Source organism: Streptomyces spiroverticillatus (assembly GCA_014650415.1).
Lineage (GTDB): Bacteria > Actinomycetota > Actinomycetes > Streptomycetales > Streptomycetaceae > Streptomyces > Streptomyces spiroverticillatus.
Window position 1 is genome coordinate 20,172 of sequence record BMUX01000023.1, and the last position, 19,155, is coordinate 39,326.

Here is a 19,155-nt window from a genome sequence, read left to right on the forward strand (position 1 = left end):
CCCCGCGCTCATTGAGGGGCCACCGCCCCTGCGCTCATACGGCCGTCGTGTCCGGGCCCATCCTGCTGCGCACCGCGGTCTGCACCTCGGCCTCCTCGGCCGGGTCGGCGGCCAGCCGCCGCAGCCGCTCCACCACGCGTGCGTCGCCGGTCTCGGCGTGCCGGGCGGCGACTTCCCGTGTCGTCTCCTCGCAGTCCCACAGGCACTCGACGGCGAAGCCGGAGGCGAAGGACGGATCGGTGGCGGCCAGGGCGCCTGCCGCGCGCTGCCGCAAGTGGGAGGAGGCGGTCTCCCGGTAGATGTGGCGCAGTACGGGGGCCGCGGCGCAGATGCCGAGCCGTCCGGCGCCGTCGACCAGGGTCCACAACAGGGGGGCGTCGGGGCCGTCGGACCGGACGGACTCGCGCAGTGCGCCCAGGACCAGGGGCGCGTCCTGCGCCCCGCCCCGGCAGGAGAGCACTCCGGCGGCGGAGGCTCCGAGGGCGTCCGGCCGGTGCACCCAGCCACGCGCCCGGTCCACCGCTTCGGGGCCGCACATCCGCTCGAAGGCGGCGACGGCTGCTTCGGCGACGGTCGGGGACGGGCTGTCGGCGGCCGCTTCGATCAGGTCGAGGACGGCCGGGTCCCGTGACTCGGCGAGGTAGTGCAGCGCCGTGCAGCGCGCACCGTCGGCACCGTCACGTGCCACCTGGAGGATCGTTGAACGATCCTCGGGTCCGGCGACCGCGGTCAGGCACCGGGCAGCGGGCACGTGCAGCACGGATCCGCGCTCCAGCCCCTGCTGCGCCCACTCGAAGACGGCCGCGACACTCCACCCCGGACGGGGCCCGGAAGGTCGCATCTGGCGCTGCCACCGGTCGAAGGAGCCCTGCTCCTGCGCCGCGCGCACCCGGCCGCCGACGGACTCCCGCGGATCCTCGGCCCACAGGCGCCAGGGCCGGGGCTCGAAGGCGTCCCGGACGGCCGCGGCCAGCTCGGCGTCGCCCTCGGGCGTGGCCGCGAACCGGGACAGCACGGGTCCCGCCAGCGAGCGCAGCCCCTTGTCGTCGTCGCGCAGGGCGAGCTCGTCCAGCGCCCAGGTCCAGTTGGCGCCGGTCCTGGCGTACGTACGAAGGAGCATCAGGGCGTCGTCCCTGCCGTACGAGGCGAGGTGCCCCAGGACGGCGAGCGCGAGCCCGGTGCGGTTCTCCTCGGTGTCCAGGACGTCCTCGACGTCGAAGAGATGGCGCTCGATCTCCTCCAGACCGCCGTCGAGGTCCAGGTAGAGACGGGCGTAGTAGAGCGAGCGGTTCTCGACCTGCCAGTCGTGGCGGGGGTCGCTCAGCACACAGTGGTTGAGGGCCGCGAGGGCTTCCGGGCGGGGTGCGGCGAGCGCGTGCAGCGTGCCGTCACCCCTGCCCCTTTGCAGGAGGCCGAGCAGGGTGCCGCTCGGCGCTATGACTGGTTCGAACATGGGAAAAGGCCTCACATCAAGCTGTCGACGCAACCGGGGAAACGTGCCGTTCCTACGCGGTGCGCCAACATGCCCGGCCGCCCGTCACAGTCTTCCGCTTGATGTAGACCATCTTCCTCTGCCTCTCGATCGGTGGCCCCGAGTGGGCCCGTTCCACATATCCGTAATGCGGCGAATCCTGCCCGCACCTGATGTTTGTGAATCCGTCGTCATCATGGCCCAGCGATTTCGCCGCCGCGACCACATTTCCGACGCCCCCCGGGACTCCCTCACCAGGAGCGCCTCACTGGGCGCCGAACAGCCCCAGCAGGTCCTTCTTGTCGAACATCCGGGCGGTGTCGACCGCGGACGGCGTTCCCGCGGCCGGGTCGGCCCCGCCCGCGACGAGTACCCGCACGACCGCGTCCTCACCCTTGAAGACCGCTCCGGCGAGCGGCGTCTGCCCCCGGTCGTTGGCCCGGTTCGCGTCCGCGCCGCGCTCCAGGAGGGCCTGCACCGTCTCCGCGTGCCCGTGGTACGCGGCGAGCATCACCAGCGTCTGGCCGTTCTCGTTGGTGAGGTCCGGCGAGACGCCCGCGTCGACGTAGGCGGCGAGCGCCTCGGTGCCGCCCTGCCGCGCAAGGTCGAAGATCTTGCTCGCCAGTTCGACGACCTCGGGGTCCACAGCTTCGCTCATCGCGGACTGCCTGCCTTTCACATGCGGTGACCTGGGCGCACGGCGTGAGAGCCGTACGAGTGAATCGACAGGGTACTGCCCCCGTCGCGACATGACCCGGGCTCCGTACGGCAAAGATCACTCCGAGGCCGGCAGGCTCGGCCGGTCCAGTGAAAAAGACGAAAATTAACCCGATCGCACGATTTGCGGCATAGATACTTTCTGTGAGCCTGGAAGAACTCATGGTGACTGTCCCCACCAACCAGGAGAATCCTCATGATCCTGTCCATTTCGGGTGTCGTGCTGCTCGGCATCATCGTCTTCCTGTTCTTCCGCAAGGACGGGCTCAAGGCGTCGCACGCACTGGTCTGCGCCCTCTTCGGCTTCTATCTCGCGGGCACCGCCATCGCCCCGAGCATCAAGGCCGGAGGGGCGAGCCTCGCCAGCCTCTTGGGCGGGATCAAGTTCTGACCCCGCGTCCCCCACTCTTCCCACCACAGGAGTCCGACGTGGCCCGGCGTCCCCTCCCCCGCATTCTGAGCAGCAGCAGTGCCTCGGTGGCCCGCAGCCGCGAGCTGGCGCGCACTGCCGCCGACAGTGCCACGGACGTGCTCCATCCGCTCATCACGATCAGCCGCGGCCTGCGCAAGCTCGCCGCGGCAGGTCGCGCCAAGTGGTCGGCGACCCCGAAGGACAAGCGCGGACCCGCGCTGTTCCTGGCGGGCGCCGTCGTCCTCGTGGTCGCGCTCATCCCGTACGGGCCGCTGCTCGCCCTGATCACGGTGATGGCCGCGGCCGCCTGGAAGGGGCACGAACGCGCCCCGGTGCAGACCGGCCCCGCCCCCGCACAGACGGAGCGGCTCCAGTCCCTCTACGAGGCGCTGGTGCCGTACTTCTCCGTCCCCGAGGACCCCGACCCGCTCTTCGCCCACGGCGGCGCGTGGGACAAGGCCTTCAGCGAGTACGAGTTCGACGACGGCAACCGTCCCTCGCGGCTGCTGATCCGCTACCCCGCCTACTTCCCGGACGGCGAGGCCTCCTCCCGGGCCCGTATCGAGCAGTTGCTCGGCGCCAAGTCCGGGCGCGGCCGCGAGTACCGCTTCGACTGGGACGAGGAGGGCAACCAGCTCGTCATGACGGTGCTGGACGCACTCCCCACGACGATCGCCGCCCAGCGCTTCGTCACCGCCCCCGGTGAGACCGTGCTCGGCTTCACGGACGCCGACGCGGTGCCCCGCACCGTCCCCGTCCAGGGGGGCGACGACGCGTACGACGCCACCCCGGTGATCTGGCGCACGGGCCCGCGTTCCACCGAGCCGCACCTGCTGGTCGTCGGCCAGCCCGGCAGCGGCACCACCACTTTGTTGCGCTCGATCGCGCTCCAGGCGCTGGAGGACGGCGACGTCCTGATCGCGGAGGGCAGCGGCACCGGCGAGTACGCGTGCCTGACCGGCCGCACCGGTGTGCTGGCCGTCGAGTGCGGTCTGTCCGGTGCGCTGGCCGGTCTGGAGTGGGCCGCCGCCGAGACCGAGCGCCGGCTGATCTCCGCCAACCGGGCCCGGCAGGCGGGCCGGCCCGCCCCCGAGGACACTCGGCGCCCGCTGTGGATCCTGCTGGACCGCCCCAGCGTCTTCGCCCACCTGACCGCCGCCGACGGACGCACGGACCCGCAGCAGCTCCTCCAGGTGCCCCTGCGGCACGGCCGGGCGGCGAACGTCACCGTCGTGGTCGCCGAGCAGTTCGACACCCTGGACACGCTGAGCGAGTCGGTACGCGCCCACACGCGCGCCCGCGTGGTGCTCGGCCCCGCGGTGCCGGACGAGGTGGAGCACGTCCTCGGCGCTCCCCCGCACACCACCCCCACCCCCGACGTCCCGCCCGGGCGCGGCTACGCGCGTCTCGGCACGGGTCAGGTGATGCGCCTCCAGGTGCCGGTCACCCCCGACCCGTACGACGACGCCACCAGCGACGCGCACCGGCAGGCGGTGCTGGAACTGCTGCCCGAGCGCTCGGTGCCCGTCGAGGACGTCAGAAGCGTCGATCCGGTGCCTGCCGAAGGCTGACCGCTGTGACGGTGCCCCGCACACCTCAAGAGGTGTGCGGGGCACTCCTGCGCTCCAGGGTTACGCCACGGACGTACGCGGTGTCTCCGACCCGGAGCCGGCGCCCGACTCCACGAGCCGCGCGGCGGCGGCCAGGCGTACGGCCGCCTCCTCCGCCACCGGACCGCCCACCGTGAACGGCAGCCGCACGTACCCCTCGAAGGCCCCGTCGACGCCGAACCGGGGCCCCGACGGCACCCGTACGCCGACCCGCTCCCCCACCGCCGCGATCCGCGACCCGGAGAGCCCGCCCGTGCGCACCCACAGGGTGAGCCCGCCGTCCGGCACGTCGAACTCCCAGTCGGGCAGCTCCCGGCGCACCGCGGCCACCAGGGCGTCCCGGTTCTCCCTGGCCTGGGTGCGGCGCACCGAGACGGCCTGCTCCCAGCCGCCGGTGTTCATCAGCCAGTTGATGGCGAGCTGCTCAAGGACCGGGGTGCCGAGGTCGGCGTACGCGCGTGCCGCGACCAGGCTGCGGATCACCTCGGGCGCGGCCCGCACCCAGCCGATGCGCATCCCGGCCCAGAACGCCTTGCTGGCGGAGCCGACGGTGAGCACGGTGGAGCCGGCCGGGTCGAAGGAGCACACCGGGCGCGGCATCGCGTAGTCGTCGTCGAGATGGAGCTCGGTCATGGTCTCGTCGGCGACCAGCACGGTGCCCGCCGAGCGGGCCGCCTCCACCAGGGCCCGGCGCTGGTCGTCGTCGGCGAGGGCTCCGGTGGGGTTGTGGAAGTCGGCGACGACGTACGCCAGTCGGGGCGCGGCGTCGCGCAGGACCTGGCGCCAGCGCGGGAGGTCCCAGCCGGTGAGCCCTTCCGCCATGGCGACGGGCACCAGCCGGGCGCCCGCCTCGCGCATGAGCTGGAGGATGTTCGCGTACGAGGGGGACTCCACGGCGATGCGCTCACCACGTCCGGCGAACAGATGGCAGATGGCGTCCATGGCGCCCATCGCACCGGTGGTGACCATGATCTGCTCGGGCATGGTGGGGATGCCGCGCGCGGTGTACCGGTCGGCCAGCATCTGCCGCAGCGCGGGCAGCCCGGCCGGGTAGTCGCCGTGCGTGTGGGCGTACGGCGGAAGCTCTTCCAGCGCACCCTGCACGGCCCGGGTGAGCCAGGGCTCGGGTGCGGGCAGGGCGGCCGTGCCGAGGTCGATGACGGAGCCGAGCGACTCGGGCGGCAGGGGTTCCAGGCCGCGCGCGGGCAGCGGGTTGCCCGCCGGGACCGCCGTCCAGCTGCCGGCGCCCCTGCGGGACTCCAGGAAGCCCTCGGCGCGCAGCGCCTCGTAGGCGGCTGCGACGGTCGTACGGCTCACCGCGAGCGCCACCGCGAGTTCCCGCTCGGCGGGCAGGCGGGCGGCGACCGGGACCCGGCCCTCCAGGACCAGCAGCCGCACCCCGTCGGCGAGCGCCCGGTAGGCGGGCGGCTTGCGGACGCCTGGGCCGGAGGGGCGGGACTGGGAGTTGAGCTGGCGGGCGAGCTGAGCCGCTCCCACCGCCGAAGTCCACTGCGCCATGAAATCAGTCCACCTTCCCCGGATTGGCCATGGATGGCTTGTCCTTACGGGCCACAGAGTGTCATGCATCGGTCCACCACCACTACACAGGGGGCGCATCCATGCCCGGTTCACCGCGGTCGTCCACCCATCTCTTCCGACGGCTGACACAGCTGTACGTCGGCCTGGCGCTGTATGGGGTGAGCTCGGCGGTGCTGGTGCGCGCGAACCTCGGACTGGAGCCCTGGGGCGTGCTGCACCAGGGCCTCGCCGAGCGCACCGGGCTCGCCATCGGCGTCGTGTCGATCATCGTCGGGGCGCTCGTCCTGCTGCTGTGGATCCCGATGCGACAGCGTCCCGGTCTCGGCACCGTCTCCAACGTGGTGGTGATCGGGCTCGCCATGGACGGCACCCTCGCCCTGATGCCCGAGGTGCACTCCCTGGGCGCCCGGATCCCCCTGATGATCGGCGGAATCGTCCTCAACGGCCTCGCCGGCGGCCTGTACATTGCGGCCCGCTTCGGCCCCGGCCCCCGAGACGGTCTGATGACCGGCATGCACAAGGTGACCGGGCGCTCCATCCGGCTGGTGCGGACCTGCATCGAGATCGCCGTCGTGGCGACCGGGTTCCTGCTCGGCGGCACCCTGGGGGCGGGCACCGTCGCCTACGCCCTGTCGATCGGCCCCCTCTCGCAGTACTTCCTGCGCCTGTTCGCCGTACCGGAGAAGCCGGAGACGAAGCCTGAGGAGACGGCCGCCGTGCCCGAGCCCGGGCCGGTCGCCGACCCCCGGCAGCCCCGGGCGATACTGCCCGGGTGAACGACGCAATCCGGCACAGCTACCTCGACCATCCGGGACCGGTGATCCCCTTCGCGCACCGCGGCGGTGCCGCCGACGGCCTGGAGAACACCACGACGGCCTTCCGCCGGGCCGCCAACGAGGGGTACCGGTACTTCGAGACGGACGTCCACGCGACCGCCGACGGCAAGCTGGTCGCCTTCCACGACCCGACCCTGGACCGCGTCACCGACGCCCGGGGCAGGATCGCGGAGCTGCCGTGGAGCCAGGTGCGCGAGGCGCGGGTGGGGGGCACCGAGCCGCTGCCCCTGTTCGAGGAGCTGCTGGAGGAGTTCCCGGACGCCCGCTGGAACGTCGACGTCAAGGCCGAGCCCGCCCTGCTGCCTCTTCTCAACCTGATGCGCCGCACCCGTGCCTGGGACCGGATCTGCGTCAGCTCCTTCAGCGAGGAACGGGTCGCCCGGGCGCAGCGGCTCATGGGCCCGGTCCTGGCGACGTCGTACGGCGTGCGGGGCGTCCTCGCGCTGCGGCTGCGCTCGCTGGGTGTCCCCGTGCCGCTGCGGCGCGGCGCGGTGTGCGCACAGGTGCCGGAGACGCAGAACGGGCTGCGGGTGGTCGACCGGCGCTTCGTGACGACCGCGCACGCCCTGGGCCTCCAGGTGCACGTCTGGACCGTCAACGATCCCGCCCGGATGGAAGCCCTTGTGGATCTCGGCGTGGATGGCATCATGACGGACCGGATCGCTGCGCTGCGGTCGGTGCTGACCGAGCGGGGGGCCTGGGCCTGACCCGCCCCCTTCCGCCCGCCCGCGCGTCGGCACGGGGCTGGAGCGGGGAAAACGGGGCATGGGCGTGGGAACGGAACCAACGGATCGGCCCGCCGGTCCGGACGCGGAACGCAAGCGCGAACAACGGGGCTGGTACTTCTACGACTTCGCCGTCTCCGTCTACTCGACCAGTGTCGTCTCCGTCTTCCTCGGCCCGTACCTGACGACGGTCGCCAAGGCCGCCGCCGACGCCGAGGGCTTCGTCCATCCGCTGGGCATACCGGTGCGCGCGGGCTCCCTGTTCGCGTACGCGGTGTCGGCGTCGGTCATCCTGGCGGTCGTGGTGATGCCCTTCGTGGGCGCGTTCGCCGACCGTACGGGCCGCAAGAAGCCGCTGCTGGCCGTCTCCGCGTACATCGGGGCCGGCGCGACGGCGGGCATGTTCTTCCTGGAGGGCGACCGCTACGCGCTGGGCGCGGTGCTGCTGATCGTCGCGAACGCCGCGCTGTCGGTCTCGATGTCGCTCTACAACGCCTATCTGCCGCAGATCGCCGAGCCGCACGAGCGGGACCGGGTCTCCTCGCGCGGATGGGCCTTCGGGTACACCTCCGGCGCACTGGTGCTCGTACTGAATCTGGTGCTGTACACCGGTCACGACAGTTTCGGTGTGGACGAGGCGACGGCGGTACGGATCTGTCTCGCCTCCGCGGGTGTCTGGTGGGGTGCGTTCGCACTCGTGCCGCTGCGGCGGCTGCGGGACCGCAAGGTGGCCACCGACGGCACCCGGCTCAGCATGGGGCAGGGCTGGCGCCAGTTGCTCGCCACGCTCAAGGACATGCGCCGCCATCCGCTGACGCTGTCGTTCCTGCTGGCCTATCTGATCTACAACGACGGCGTGCAGACGGTGATCTCCCAGGCGTCGGTCTACGGCTCCGAGGAGCTGAAGCTCACCCAGACGACGCTGATCACCTCCATCATGCTGGTGCAGATCCTGGCGGTCTTCGGCGCGCTGGGGATGGGGCGTCTGGCCCAGACGTACGGAGCCAAGCGGACCATTCTCGGTTCACTCGTCGCGTGGACGGCGACGATCGGCGTGGGCTATTTCCTGCCGGCCGGGGAGCCCGTCTGGTTCTTCGTCCTGGCGAGCGCCATCGGGCTGGTGCTGGGCGGCAGCCAGGCCCTGTCGCGGTCGCTGTTCTCGCACCTGGTGCCGCGCGGCAAGGAGGCCGAGTACTTCGCCGCGTACGAGATGAGCGACCGGGGCATGAGCTGGCTGGGGCCCCTGGTGTTCGGGCTCGCCTTCCAGCTCACGGGCAGCTACCGGGACGCGATCGTGTCCCTGGTGGTGTTCTTCGCGGTGGGATTTGTTCTGCTCGCGCGGGTACCCGTGAGACAGGCCGTCGCGGCGGCGGGGAACCCGGTTCCGGAAAGAATTTAGACCTTGAAGTAAAAGGCCGGTAGTGTACGCCTTTGGCCTGCCAGGCGGACCGTTACTGCGAACCTTCGCAGGAAAAAGACTGGGTGACATCTGCTGTCAGATGTGACAAAGCGGTCACTGGTGGGTACAACAAGGGGCGGCACGACGGGCGACGCACTGACCCGCAACGGGAATCTTTACCGCCGACCGGACGTTGACCGGATGACGACGACAGCGACAAATACCTGTCCTGTGGGCGACAAGCCCGGGAGGCACGATTCATGAGTGAGCGAGCTCTCCGCGGTACGCGGCTCGTGGTGACCAGCTACGAGACGGACCGCGGCATCGATCTGGCCCCGCGCCAGGCGGTGGAGTACGCATGTGAGAAGGGTCATCGCTTTGAGATGCCCTTCTCCGTGGAAGCGGAAATTCCGCCGGAGTGGGAGTGCAAGGTCTGCGGGACCCAGGCACTCCTGGTGGACGGCGATGGGCCGGAGGAGAAGAAGGGCAAGCCCGCGCGCACGCACTGGGACATGCTCATGGAGCGACGCACCCGCGAGGAACTCGAAGAGGTCCTGGCCGAAAGGCTCGCGGTACTGCGTTCCGGCGCCATGAACATCGCGGTGCATCCGCGGGACAGCCGCAAGTCCGCCTGACGTCCGGCAACGGGCGAAGGGCACGGGAGAAGTACCCCGCAAGAGCCGAGGGGCTCCGGCGCACACTGTGTGCGCCGGAGCCCCTCGGCTTTTGTCGTCCGTACGGGAGGTCCTGATCCTCGTACGGAGCCGGACCTCCCGTACGGACGAGGATCAGGGCGTCAGCGGCGTGCGCGGCCCGTCCTCGCGACGCGGCGGGTAGGGCTGCGTCGCATCGTCGCGGACGACCTCGCCCTGGACGACCTTGCCGTCGGGGCGGTGCATCCGGGCCTGCTGGAACATGTCGCCCAAGCTGCCGGGCTGCTGCACGGCGTCCATGCGCTTCTGGAGGGACTTCTCCGCGTACCGGCCCAGCGCCTTGCGCACCGGCGGCACCAGGACCAGCAGGCCCAGCACGTCGGAGATCAGGCCGGGGAGGATCAGGAGCAGCCCGCCCAGCATGACGAAGCCGTTGCCGGAGCCCTTCTTGCCCTGCTCGTCGGCGGCCGGGTCGTAGGCGCCGCCGGACTGCTGCTGGCGCTGGATCGTCTCGCTGAGGTTCTTGAAGGCGCGGCGGCCGGCCCGCTTGATCACGGCACCGCCGAGCACGACCGCCCCGACCAGCAGCAGGAAGACGGTGAGCCCGCCCGCCCAGCCGGCCACGAGGGTCAGCAGCCAGATCTCCAGCACCAGCCAGGCGGCGATGCCGAGAGGCACGAAGGTGCGGGCGCGCGAGCGCTTGCGAGGGGTCGGAGTCATGGTCGGGGGCGGAGTGCCGGTGGTCATGCCTCCAGTGTGCCTGGCAGGCCGCCTGAACGGCGTAAAGAGCGCGTGAGTGCCCCGGGCCGCCGGGCCGGGTGACAGGCCCTTACAGGGGCTTGCGGCCGAGCAGCTTGTTGGCGCGCGTGCCGACGCCCCAGGCGGTGACCCGCCACAGTGCCTCGATGAGGATGTCGTTGCTCATCTTCGACTCGCCGATCTCCCGCTCCACGAACGTGATCGGCACCTCGACCACGTGGAAGCCGGACTCGACGGCGCGGCGCGCCAGGTCGACCTGGAAGCAGTAGCCCTGCGAGGCGACCTCGTCGAGGCCGAGGCCTTCGAGGGTCTCGGCGCGGAACGCACGGAAGCCTCCGGTGACGTCCCGGATCGGTACGCCCAGCAGCATCCGGGAGTAGAGGCTGCCGCCCCGGGAGATGAACTCGCGGGACTTGGGCCAGTTCACGATCCGCCCGCCGGGCACCCAGCGCGAGCCGAGCACCAGGTCGGCACCCTTGAGCGCGGTGAGCAGGCGGGGCAGTTCCTCGGGCTGGTGGGAGCCGTCGGCGTCCATCTCGACCAGGACGCCGTAGCCGTTGTCGATGCCCCAGCGGAAGCCGGCCATGTAGGCGGCGCCGAGGCCCTCCTTGCCCTTGCGGTGCAGGACGTGGACGTGGTCGTCGGCGGCGGCGAGCTCGTCGGCGAGCTTTCCGGTGCCGTCGGGGCTGTTGTCGTCGGCGACCAGGACGTGCGCCTCGGGAACCGCTTCCCGGACCCGCGCGACGATCGGCTTGATGTTCTCGGCCTCGTTGTAGGTCGGGATGATCACCAAAGCACTGCCGAGCGGGCCGTAACGCTTCTGACCGCCGTCGTTCACTGCTTCCCCTTTAATGTCCGTACTCGGAAGGACCCACCATAGCGAGCGGGTACGGGGAAGAGGCCGAGGGTCCGGCCGGTGGGAGCCGGGCGGATTCTGCGGATGGGGGCCCGGCGTCCTTCGGGCCGACCAGGTGGCCGCCGGCTGCGGACATCCTCGCCGTTGTCTACTGAACGCCGGGGCCCTACCCGGGTCGCACCGTCGACCGGAAAAAACCTTCCCTCGCCCCCGAGGCGCGGGCGCTGAACCTGGTTCCCGGGCGGGGCGCCGGTGCGGCGACCCGTCCATGACCCAGCGGCGTTCGACGACTGCGTGGAGGTTTTCCGGCCGGACGTTTCGTGGTGGACCCGGCCGAACCTACCCGCCGGTGGCCGCTCCCTGTCAACACCTGTGCGACCTGCGGCGATTCTTCAAATCCGCTGGTCAGTGGCGACGGGGCGAAGAACCCCCGGGCGGCCCCGGCCGCACCGATCGGCGGTACGCGCCCGTCTCACGTCATGCGTTCGGCCGTACGTACACGGTCTCGCCGGAAACGACCGTGCGCAGGCAGACCGGCAGCGGGACGCCGGGTGCCAGGTCGGGCAGGCCGGGCGTGCCGGAGCGGGGATCGGTGGACCAGCGGGCGACCCGGTCGTCGGGGGCCTGCACGACCAGGTCACCGGTGCGCCAGATCGCGTAGTCGGCGGGTGCGCCGGGGACCAGGACGCCCGCGTCGTCGCGGCCGACGGCCCGCCAGCCGCCGCGGGTGTGGGCGGTGAACCCGGCTCGGACGGAGACCCGGTGGTCGAGCGTGCGGTGGAAGGCCGCGGCGCGGACGGTGCCCCAGGGGTCGAGCGGGGTGACCGGGCTGTCGGAGCCGAAGGCGAGCGGCACACCGGCCTTGAGCAGGGCTGCGTACGGGTTGAGGGTGCGGGCCCGCTCGACGCCCAGGCGCTGGGCGTACATGCCCTCGTCGCCGCCCCAGAGCGCGTCGAAGACGGGCTGGACGGAGGCGGTGAGGCCGAGCTCCGCGAAGGCGGCGATGGTCTCGGGGGTCATCATCTCGGCGTGCTCGACCCGGTGGCGGGCGGCCCGCACCCGGGCGAGGCCGACCTTCTCGGCGGCGGCGCGCACCCCGTCGACGACGGCGCTGATCGCGGCGTCCCCGATGGCGTGGAACCCCGCCTGGAGGCCCTGCTCGGTGCAGGCGGCGACATGGGCGGCGACGGCCGCGGCGTCGAGGTGGGCGGTGCCGGTGTGCGGGGCGTCGGCGTAGGGCTGGTGCAGGCAGGCGGTGTGGGAGCCGAGGGAGCCGTCGACGAAGAGGTCCCCGGCGGCGCCGATGGCGCCCAGCTCCCGGATCCGCTGGGCGTCCTTCGCGTTCCCGACCTGTTCGGCCCAGTAGCCGAAGACGCGCGGGCCCGGGGTGTCGGCGGCGAGCCTCAGCAGGCCGACGAGGTCCTCCTCGTCGGAGATCTCGGGGCCGGCGCACTCGTGGACGGTGCCGATGCCGAGCGAGGCGGCGTGCGCGAGGGCGGCGCGCTGGGCGTCGACGCGCTGGGCGGGGCTGATCGCGCCGTGGGCGGCGGCCCGTACCGCGTGGTGGGCGGCGGCGGTGAGCGGCTCGTCGGGGTGGTAGCCGGTCAGGCCGGTGATGCCGGGCACGAGGTCGAGCAGGGCGGTGGAGACGACGGCCGAGTGGACGTCGATGCGGGGCAGGTAGAGGGGGCGTCCGCCGGCTGCGGCGTCGAGTTCGGCGCGCGAGGGGTGGCGCTGCTCGGGCCACCGGGAGGCGTCCCAGCCGCCGCCGAGGAGGACCTCGCCGGCCGGGCGTCCGGCGGCGTGGGAGCGTACGAGAGCCAGCGCCTCGTCGAGGGTGCGGGCGGCGGACAGGTCCAGGCCGGTGAGGGCCAGGCCCGTGGACGTCGTGTGCACGTGTGCGTCCGTGAACGCCGGGGTGACGAGCGCGCCTTCGAGGTCGAGCACCTCGTCGACGCCGGTCGCGAAGGCGTCGGCGGCCCCCTCGGAGCCCACCCAGGCGACGTGTCCGCGCTCGACGACCATGGCGGTGGCGAAGGGGTCGGCGGGGCTGTGGACCTCGCCTCCGCGCAGCAGCACGGTGCGGTCGGAGGGGGCGGCGGGGTCGGCCGGGGAAGAGGGGGCGGTGCGCTCGGTCATGGGGACCAGTCTCGCGCAGCGCCCGCGCCGCCCGTGACACGGGTGGGTTCAGATGCGCGGCGGGCGCGCCTCGTACGGGGTGGAGAGGACGACGGTGGTGCGGGTGGAGACGCCGGCCAGGGTGCGGATGCGGGTGAGCAGGTGCTCCAGCTCCAGCGGGGTGGCGACGCGCACCTTGAGGATGTAGTTCTCGTCGCCCGCGACGCTGTGGCAGGCCTCGATCTCGTCGACGCCCGCGAGCCGTTCGGCGATGTCGTCGGGGGCGCTGGGGTCGAAGGGCGCCACCGAGATGAACGCGGTGAGCGGCAGCCCGACCGCCTCGGGGTCCACGACCGCGGCGTATCCGCGGATCACTCCGCGCTGCTCCAGCCTGCGGACGCGCTGATGCACCGCCGAGGTGGACAGGCCGGTGGCCTTGCCCAGGTCGGTGTAGCTCATCCGCCCGTCCTTGACGAGCAGGTCCACGATCTGACGATCCAACTCCTCCATGGACGGAGAACCTACAGGGCGCGGGGCCCTTGTGGCACCTGAGCGGCGTGCGTCTTGCCTGGTGGAACGACGGGGGCGCGCGAGGGGCTCGTAGGGGGCGCACACGCGGCACCTGCGACAGGCATGTGACGAAGGCCACACCCCGCGCCCCGTGTCCTTCTTCTTTGTGGGGTTATCGCGCAGGCGCGCAGGGAAGTGCTTGGTGTGGTCGAGGCCCGCAGCGCCTTGTGGCCCACCTCTAGGGGGAGTGTCTCCATGCAGAGCCTGAAGCGCACCGGACGTACCGAACCGGAACCCGCCGACGTCACGGCGTTGGCCCTCGACGATTCCGAGGACTCCGGCTCCGACGCGTACGACACCTTCGAGATGTACCGGGTCCTGTGCCCCGACTGCGCGCAGCCCATCGCGCTGCTCGCCGACGAGGACGTCCTGCCGGAGCACGCCAAGTGCCCCACCCCGTGGAACCCCTTCGGTCTGACCGCCTGCTCCGGTACGGGCCGTCCCGCCGCCGACGCGAAGCCGGCGGACGAGACCCTGGAGGTGCTGGAGCAGGACACCGCGCTGCTGCTCACCCTCCCCCAGGGCCTCGACTGGCGCACCCAGCCCTTCAGTCACGTGGGCGGCCCGGGGTCGCGCCCGCTGAAGGTGCCGCGCCAGCGCGCCGCCTAGCTACTGCGCGTACCCCGCCTCCCTCCAGTACGTTCCGCGCACCATGGCGTCCAGCGACGCCCGGTGCATGATGAGCGCGTCCGGGTCCTCGGGGACCCGGACCTCGCCGAAGTGCACCTGCCGGTAGGCGATCCGCAGCATCACCACGGCGTGCCGCAGGGCGGCGTACAGGGTGTGGAACTCCATGTGCTGCGGAGTGTGTCCGGTCAGGCGCGCGTACCGCTCCTCGATCGCCTCGCGCCGCAGGAAGTCGGGCAGCCCGGCCTGGCCGAAGGAGACGGTCAGGTCCTGGAAGAAGCGGTGCAGGTAGACCGCCCATCCCAGGTCGAGTTCGCGGGGCCCGCAGGCGGCCATCTCCCAGTCGAGGACGGCGGCGGGCTCGAAGCCGTCGTAGATGATGTTGCCGATCCGCGCGTCCCCCCAGCACAGCACCGGCTCGCCCTCCTCCTCGGGCCAGTGGTCCTCCAGCCACCGGAAGGCCTCCTCGATGAGCGGTGAGCGCGGCAGTCCGTCGACGACCCACTCGTAATAGACCTGCTGGGCCGTCACATGACGTCGCAGCGGGCTCCCTTCGACATCGGGCAGCAGGAACTCTGCCTCCTTGGCGGGGAATTGCTGGTGCAACCGTGCGACGACGCCGATGCTCGCGGCCTCCAGTGCGGCGCGCTCCTCGTCGCTCGCCGCGTGCAGCCAGTTGCCTTCGTACGTGTACGGCATGACGTCCGGCGGCACGCGGCCCTCGGCGCGCGCCATCACGAAGAAGGGCGCGCCGAGAGGGGCGGGGTCCTCCTCCAGCCACAGGACGTGCGGGACGGGCAGGTCGGTGTGGGCGCCCACCAGGCTCATGACCCGGTGCTGGCGGGCCATGTCGTACACGGGGAAGACGGTGTACGCGGCCGGGTCGGCGGCCAGTCGCAGGGCGCAGGCGGTGACGGGGGCCTCGGGGTGGTCGAGGTCGAAGAGCAGGGTCTCGCTGGACATGCCGTTGGAGCCGGGCACGCGGACGTCGGTGACACGTGCTCCCGGGAGGCGGGGGGCCAGCCAGGCGGTGAGCCGCCGGCCGAGTTCCTCGGGGTCGCGGGTGGTGGTGCGGGGTCGGGGTGCGGTGGCCATGTCTCCGTACTCCTCTGCTCGCGGGGTGAGTGGCTGCTCAGGGTGCGGTGGACGCGTAGCCGGTGAAGCCGCTGGGGTCGTGGCGGCCGAAGGTGCCGTGCTCGAAGATGCCGTGGCCGGTGCGCCCGTCGAGGGTGAACCGGGCGGCGTGGTCGATCACGCCGTACGCGGCCATGGGGTGGGCGGCGGGGTCGGAGAGGTCGTAGGCGCGCCGGTCGGTCCAGCCGCGCCCCTGCCAGGTGCCGTGCTGCCAGTCGTCGGCCGGCGGGTATCCGGCGCCGACGGCGAGCGGGGAGGAGGCGAGGATCTCGACGCCCAGTTCGAGGGGCTTGCGGGCGGGGTCGGTGAGGTGGACGACGGCGCGTTCGGGGTGGCGGGTGCCGGGGCGGTAGGTGATGTCGGTGTGGGGCCAGCCGAGTTGGGTGTGGCGCCCCTCCTTGTCGACGAGGAGCGCCTCGTTGAGGGTGCGGTGCCCGTCGGCGTCCTCCTGGGCGACGATCATGACGAAGCGGTCGTCGAAGCGGGCCGGTATCCAGAGCCAGTGGAAGCCCTCCGGCCGGTGCTCCTCGGCGGCGCGCCCGCCCTCCTCCCCCGGGATGGGCCGCACGCCCCAGCTGCGGTCGCGGGTGCCGGTCCAGTGGGCGGGGTCGAGGCGGATCCGCTCGCCGCCGATGCGGATCTCGCCGGAGCAGCCTCCGGCCTGGACGAAGCGGCGGCCTTCGAGCATGAGGCGGTCGCCGCGGTACTGGACGTGGTGCGGCTCCCACACGGCGGGGAACTCCGCCGTCCAACTGATCTCGTACGAGAGGGAGTCCGGGTCGGCGGGGTCGGCGTCGCAGGTGAGGGTGAAGCGGTGCAGGGGCTCGTCGACGGTGATGCGCAGGGGTCCGACGGACATGTTCATCCGGTCGTCGCCGAGGGCGTCGGAGGCGCGGACGGCGTGCAGGGTGTCGCCGAGGCGGAGGGTGGCGTAGGCGTCGATGACACCGGTGTTGGGATAGACGCCGAGGCCCACGATGAGGAGGGCGTGGCCGGTGTGGTCGACGAGGTGGAAGATGCAGCGGTCGTAGGCGTTGCGGTCGCCGGTCGCGACGTGCTTCATCGAGAGGGGGGCTTGGTGGATGGGGTATTCGTCGAGGGGGATGGGGCGGTCCTGGGGCACGGGGTCCTCCGGGGGCGCGGGGTGGGCGGTGCGCCGGGGTGGGGGCCGGGTGCCTGGTTCTCCCTGTCCTGGGGGTGCCCCGGTCCCCGCTTCGGCGGAGTCTGACGGTACGTCAGGTGGCTTGGTGAGGGCCAGAGTTGGGGCGGGGGCTTGCGGCGGGGGCGGGGCGGCACCGGGTGCGCGGACCCTCCGGGGGGCGGGGTCGCTGGGCGGGGCCGGTGGGGCGTCGGCACCCGGTGCCGGGGCGGGTTTCGCCCCAGCCCCGCCCCTTCACCTAAAGCGCTCAGCCGCGCGGCTGGGTGGGTGGCTGGGCGCGCAGTTCCCCGCGCCCCTGGATGCCTGCCCTTCGGGCGGCATCATTCAGCCCGTCGGGCGATTGAGGACGCGCGGGCGCAGCCCGTGCAGGGGGCGAGGGGCGTAGCCCCGTCGGGGACAGCGGCCCACCACCCGGCCGCCCCCGCGCAACGACCCCCACCCGAAGCCCCCCCCCGGAGGGGATCAGCGGGATTCGGGGCCCGCGAGGTGGCGGGCGATGACCATGCGTTGGATCTGGTTCGTGCCCTCGACGATCTGGAGGACCTTCGCCTCGCGCATGTAGCGCTCGACCGGGAAGTCGACGGTGTAGCCGTAGCCACCGAGGACCTGGACGGCGTCCGTCGCGACCTTCATCGCCGTGTCCGTGCAGAAGAGCTTCGCCATCGCCGCTTCGCGGGAGAAGGGGCGGCCCGCGTCGCGCAGGCGGGCGGCTGCCAGGTAGAGCGCACGGCCTGCCTCGATCTGGGTCGCCATGTCGGCCAGCATGAAGCGCAAGCCCTGGAAGTCTGCGATCGGGCGGCCGAACTGTTCGCGGCCCGTGGCGTAGGAGAGGGCTTCGGCGAGGGCCGCCTGGGCGACGCCGATCGCGCAGGCGGCGATGCCCAGGCGGCCGGAGTCCAGCGCGGAGAGGGCGATGGCGAAGCCCTGGCCCTCGTCGCCGATCCGGCGGGAGTCCGGGACCCGTACACCGTCGAAGTGGAGCTGGGCGGTGGGCGAGCCCTTCATGCCCATCTTCTTCTCGGGGGCGGCCGCCGAGAGGCCCGGAGCGTCGCCGGGAACCAGGAAGGCGGTGATGCCGCGCGGGCCCTCGACGCCGGTGCGGGCGAGGACGGTGTAGAAGTCGGCGACGCCGCCGTGGGTGATCCACGCCTTGGTGCCGGTGATCACCCAGTCGTCGCCGTCACGGACGGCCTTGGTGCGCAGGGACGCGGCGTCGGAGCCGGAGGCGGGCTCGGAGAGGCAGTAGGCGCCCAGGAGGCCGCCGCCGAGCATGGCGGGCAGGTGGGCGGCCTTCTGCTCCTTGGTGCCGTACCCGGCGAGCCCGTGGCAGGCGAGGCTGTGCACGCTGACGCCGAGGCCCACGGTCAGCCGGGCCGCCGCGAGCTCCTCGAGGACCTGGAGGTAGACCTCGTACGGCTGGTCGCCGCCGCCGTGCTCGGAGTCGTACGGCAGACCGAGCAGCCCGGATTCGGAAAGGAGCGCGAAGACCTCGCGCGGGAAGCGCCCGGCCTCCTCCTCGTCGGCCGCCTTGGGGGCGATTTCCCGCTGGATCATGTCGCGTACGAGCGCGAGCAGGTCGCGGGACTCCTCGGTGGGCAGCTGTCGTTCCACCGGCTGCGGGGCGCGGTCGGCCATTGCGGCGCTCTCCTTGCATCTCGGGCCCGGTACGGGCGCGGCAGCGGGCGCACGCGCAGGGTGTGGCGGCGCCGCCGAGGTGACTCACGTCCCAGCCTGAAGCACCGCTCCGGGTTGCGGAAGCGGACTGTCCGGGACTGTGGCGGCTGAGTATGCCCGATCGCGCCCGTTCCGTCACCGGTCGAAAAGCCGCAGGCCGGGCAGGGCGGCGGGGTGTTACGCGACCGTGTCGTCCGGCGGCGGAGCCGGGCACTGGGGCACGAGTTCGCCGATGGTCTCCAGGGTGGCCCGCAGCAGCCGTACGAGGAGCTCGCGCACCTCTTCCTGGGGCAGCAGGGGGTCGCCGATCCAGTCGAGGGTGATGCCCTCCACGGCGGTCATCCAGCCGAGCAGTGCGAGCCGCGCGGTCGCGGGGATGTCCGTGCGCCCGTACGCACCCTCCGCGAGGGTGGCCAGGAGCTGTGCGCGCACCGTGTCACGGATCGACTGCACCTGTACGTCGAAGCCGACGCCCCCGGTGACGATGGTGCGGTACGCGGCCTGGTGGTGGCGGGCGTAGAGCAGATAGCCGTCGACGGTGCGCTGGACCCGTTGCGCGCGCGGGAGTTCGGGGTGGCTGCCGGCCCTGGCGACGAGTTCGGCGACGGACTCCTCGACGATGGCCAGGTAGTAGCCGCGCTTGTTGGTGAAGTAGTAGTAGATCAAGCCCTTGGCGACGCCCGCGTGGCGTGCGATGTCGTCCATGGAGAGCGCGTCGTAGGACGTGTCGGCGAACAACTTCCGGCCTGTTGCGATGAGTTCTGCCCTGCGCGCCTGGGATTTCCCGGTGGTTCCGCGCTGTTGACTCTTATTCAAATTAGGTCCTACTCTCCCAGTCCGGAAGGATCGCCGCCGCAGTATTCCACGGCCCTGTGCGCCTTCCGTCACTGATGCAC

Annotated in this window: 18 protein-coding genes; 7 read left to right on the forward strand and 11 right to left on the reverse strand. The window is 72.1% G+C overall.

All coding sequences use genetic code 11. The features are described from left to right. Positions 1-34: 34 nt before the first annotated feature. Together IE269_RS37545 and IE269_RS37550 are read right to left on the reverse strand one after the other, a co-directional pair. A complete protein-coding gene (locus tag IE269_RS37545) occupies positions 35-1,453 on the reverse strand; it encodes a HEAT repeat domain-containing protein (RefSeq protein WP_189827805.1) in 1,419 nt (472 codons plus the stop codon). Positions 1,454-1,736: 283 nt separating this feature from the next. After that, the gene (locus IE269_RS37550; RefSeq protein WP_189827806.1) at positions 1,737-2,129 is read right to left on the reverse strand and encodes an ankyrin repeat domain-containing protein; all 393 of its coding nucleotides are present in this window, start codon (positions 2,127-2,129) and stop codon (positions 1,737-1,739) included. A 255-nt stretch (positions 2,130-2,384) separates the two neighbouring features. Here IE269_RS37550 and IE269_RS37555 point away from each other — a divergent pair, with 255 nt between their 5' ends. Both IE269_RS37555 and IE269_RS37560 read left to right on the forward strand, forming a co-directional pair. After that, entirely contained in the window at positions 2,385-2,579 is a 195-nt protein-coding gene (locus IE269_RS37555) for a hypothetical protein (RefSeq protein ID WP_018534760.1), read from the forward strand. Between the two features lie 38 nt (positions 2,580-2,617). Then, positions 2,618-4,171: an ATP-binding protein gene (locus IE269_RS37560; protein WP_189827807.1), complete on the forward strand. Its 1,554-nt coding sequence runs from the start codon at positions 2,618-2,620 to the stop codon at positions 4,169-4,171. 60 nt (positions 4,172-4,231) lie between these two features. Here IE269_RS37560 and IE269_RS37565 read toward each other — a convergent pair whose 3' ends face one another. Beyond that, complete coding sequence (locus IE269_RS37565; RefSeq protein WP_189827808.1) at positions 4,232-5,728, reverse strand: SCO1417 family PLP biosynthesis transcription factor; 1,497 nt, start codon at positions 5,726-5,728, stop codon at positions 4,232-4,234. A gap of 101 nt (positions 5,729-5,829) precedes the next feature. Between IE269_RS37565 and yczE the strand changes: the two genes are divergently transcribed. The 4 genes from yczE (at position 5,830) to IE269_RS37585 (ending at position 9,344) form a co-directional block, all read left to right on the forward strand. After that, on the forward strand, positions 5,830-6,525 hold the full coding sequence (gene yczE / locus IE269_RS37570) for a membrane protein YczE (protein ID WP_189827809.1): 696 nt from the start codon (positions 5,830-5,832) through the stop codon (positions 6,523-6,525). Then, a complete protein-coding gene (locus IE269_RS37575; protein ID WP_189827810.1) occupies positions 6,522-7,292 on the forward strand; it encodes a glycerophosphodiester phosphodiesterase family protein in 771 nt (256 codons plus the stop codon). Before yczE ends, IE269_RS37575 begins: the two co-directional genes overlap by 4 nt. A gap of 58 nt (positions 7,293-7,350) precedes the next feature. Then, positions 7,351-8,709, forward strand: a complete 1,359-nt coding sequence (locus IE269_RS37580) for an MFS transporter (RefSeq protein ID WP_189827811.1) — start codon at positions 7,351-7,353, stop codon at positions 8,707-8,709. A 260-nt stretch (positions 8,710-8,969) separates the two neighbouring features. Next, on the forward strand, positions 8,970-9,344 hold the full coding sequence (locus tag IE269_RS37585) for an RNA polymerase-binding protein RbpA (RefSeq protein ID WP_142215978.1): 375 nt from the start codon (positions 8,970-8,972) through the stop codon (positions 9,342-9,344). Positions 9,345-9,497: 153 nt separating this feature from the next. On the opposite strand, the gene fxsA is transcribed toward IE269_RS37585, so the two are convergent. The 4 genes from fxsA to IE269_RS37605 form a co-directional block, all read right to left on the reverse strand. Beyond that, positions 9,498-10,109 (reverse strand): FxsA family membrane protein, encoded by a 612-nt coding sequence (gene fxsA / locus IE269_RS37590; protein WP_189827812.1) that lies wholly within the window; start codon positions 10,107-10,109, stop codon positions 9,498-9,500. Between the two features lie 82 nt (positions 10,110-10,191). Further along, on the reverse strand, positions 10,192-10,959 hold the full coding sequence (locus IE269_RS37595) for a polyprenol monophosphomannose synthase (RefSeq protein WP_189827813.1): 768 nt from the start codon (positions 10,957-10,959) through the stop codon (positions 10,192-10,194). Between the two features lie 495 nt (positions 10,960-11,454). Then, positions 11,455-13,116: an amidohydrolase gene (locus tag IE269_RS37600; RefSeq protein ID WP_189827814.1), complete on the reverse strand. Its 1,662-nt coding sequence runs from the start codon at positions 13,114-13,116 to the stop codon at positions 11,455-11,457. A 48-nt stretch (positions 13,117-13,164) separates the two neighbouring features. After that, the gene (locus tag IE269_RS37605; RefSeq protein WP_189827815.1) at positions 13,165-13,605 is read right to left on the reverse strand and encodes an Lrp/AsnC family transcriptional regulator; all 441 of its coding nucleotides are present in this window, start codon (positions 13,603-13,605) and stop codon (positions 13,165-13,167) included. Positions 13,606-13,860: 255 nt separating this feature from the next. Between IE269_RS37605 and IE269_RS37610 the strand changes: the two genes are divergently transcribed. Beyond that, positions 13,861-14,274: a hypothetical protein gene (locus tag IE269_RS37610; RefSeq protein ID WP_189827816.1), complete on the forward strand. Its 414-nt coding sequence runs from the start codon at positions 13,861-13,863 to the stop codon at positions 14,272-14,274. Here the strand turns inward: IE269_RS37610 and IE269_RS37615 are convergent, their stop codons facing one another. The 4 genes from IE269_RS37615 to IE269_RS37630 all read right to left on the reverse strand — a co-directional run bounded on the left by IE269_RS37615 (position 14,275) and on the right by IE269_RS37630 (position 19,075). Continuing rightward, positions 14,275-15,387, reverse strand: coding sequence for a phosphotransferase family protein (locus IE269_RS37615; protein ID WP_189827817.1), 1,113 nt, complete (start codon positions 15,385-15,387; stop codon positions 14,275-14,277). It abuts the gene before it with no gap. Between the two features lie 37 nt (positions 15,388-15,424). Then, positions 15,425-16,549: an Rv3169 family protein gene (locus tag IE269_RS37620; RefSeq protein WP_189827818.1), complete on the reverse strand. Its 1,125-nt coding sequence runs from the start codon at positions 16,547-16,549 to the stop codon at positions 15,425-15,427. Between the two features lie 498 nt (positions 16,550-17,047). Further along, positions 17,048-18,220, reverse strand: coding sequence for an acyl-CoA dehydrogenase family protein (locus IE269_RS37625; protein WP_189827819.1), 1,173 nt, complete (start codon positions 18,218-18,220; stop codon positions 17,048-17,050). A gap of 216 nt (positions 18,221-18,436) precedes the next feature. Beyond that, entirely contained in the window at positions 18,437-19,075 is a 639-nt protein-coding gene (locus IE269_RS37630; protein WP_189827820.1) for a TetR/AcrR family transcriptional regulator, read from the reverse strand. Positions 19,076-19,155 lie beyond the last annotated feature (80 nt).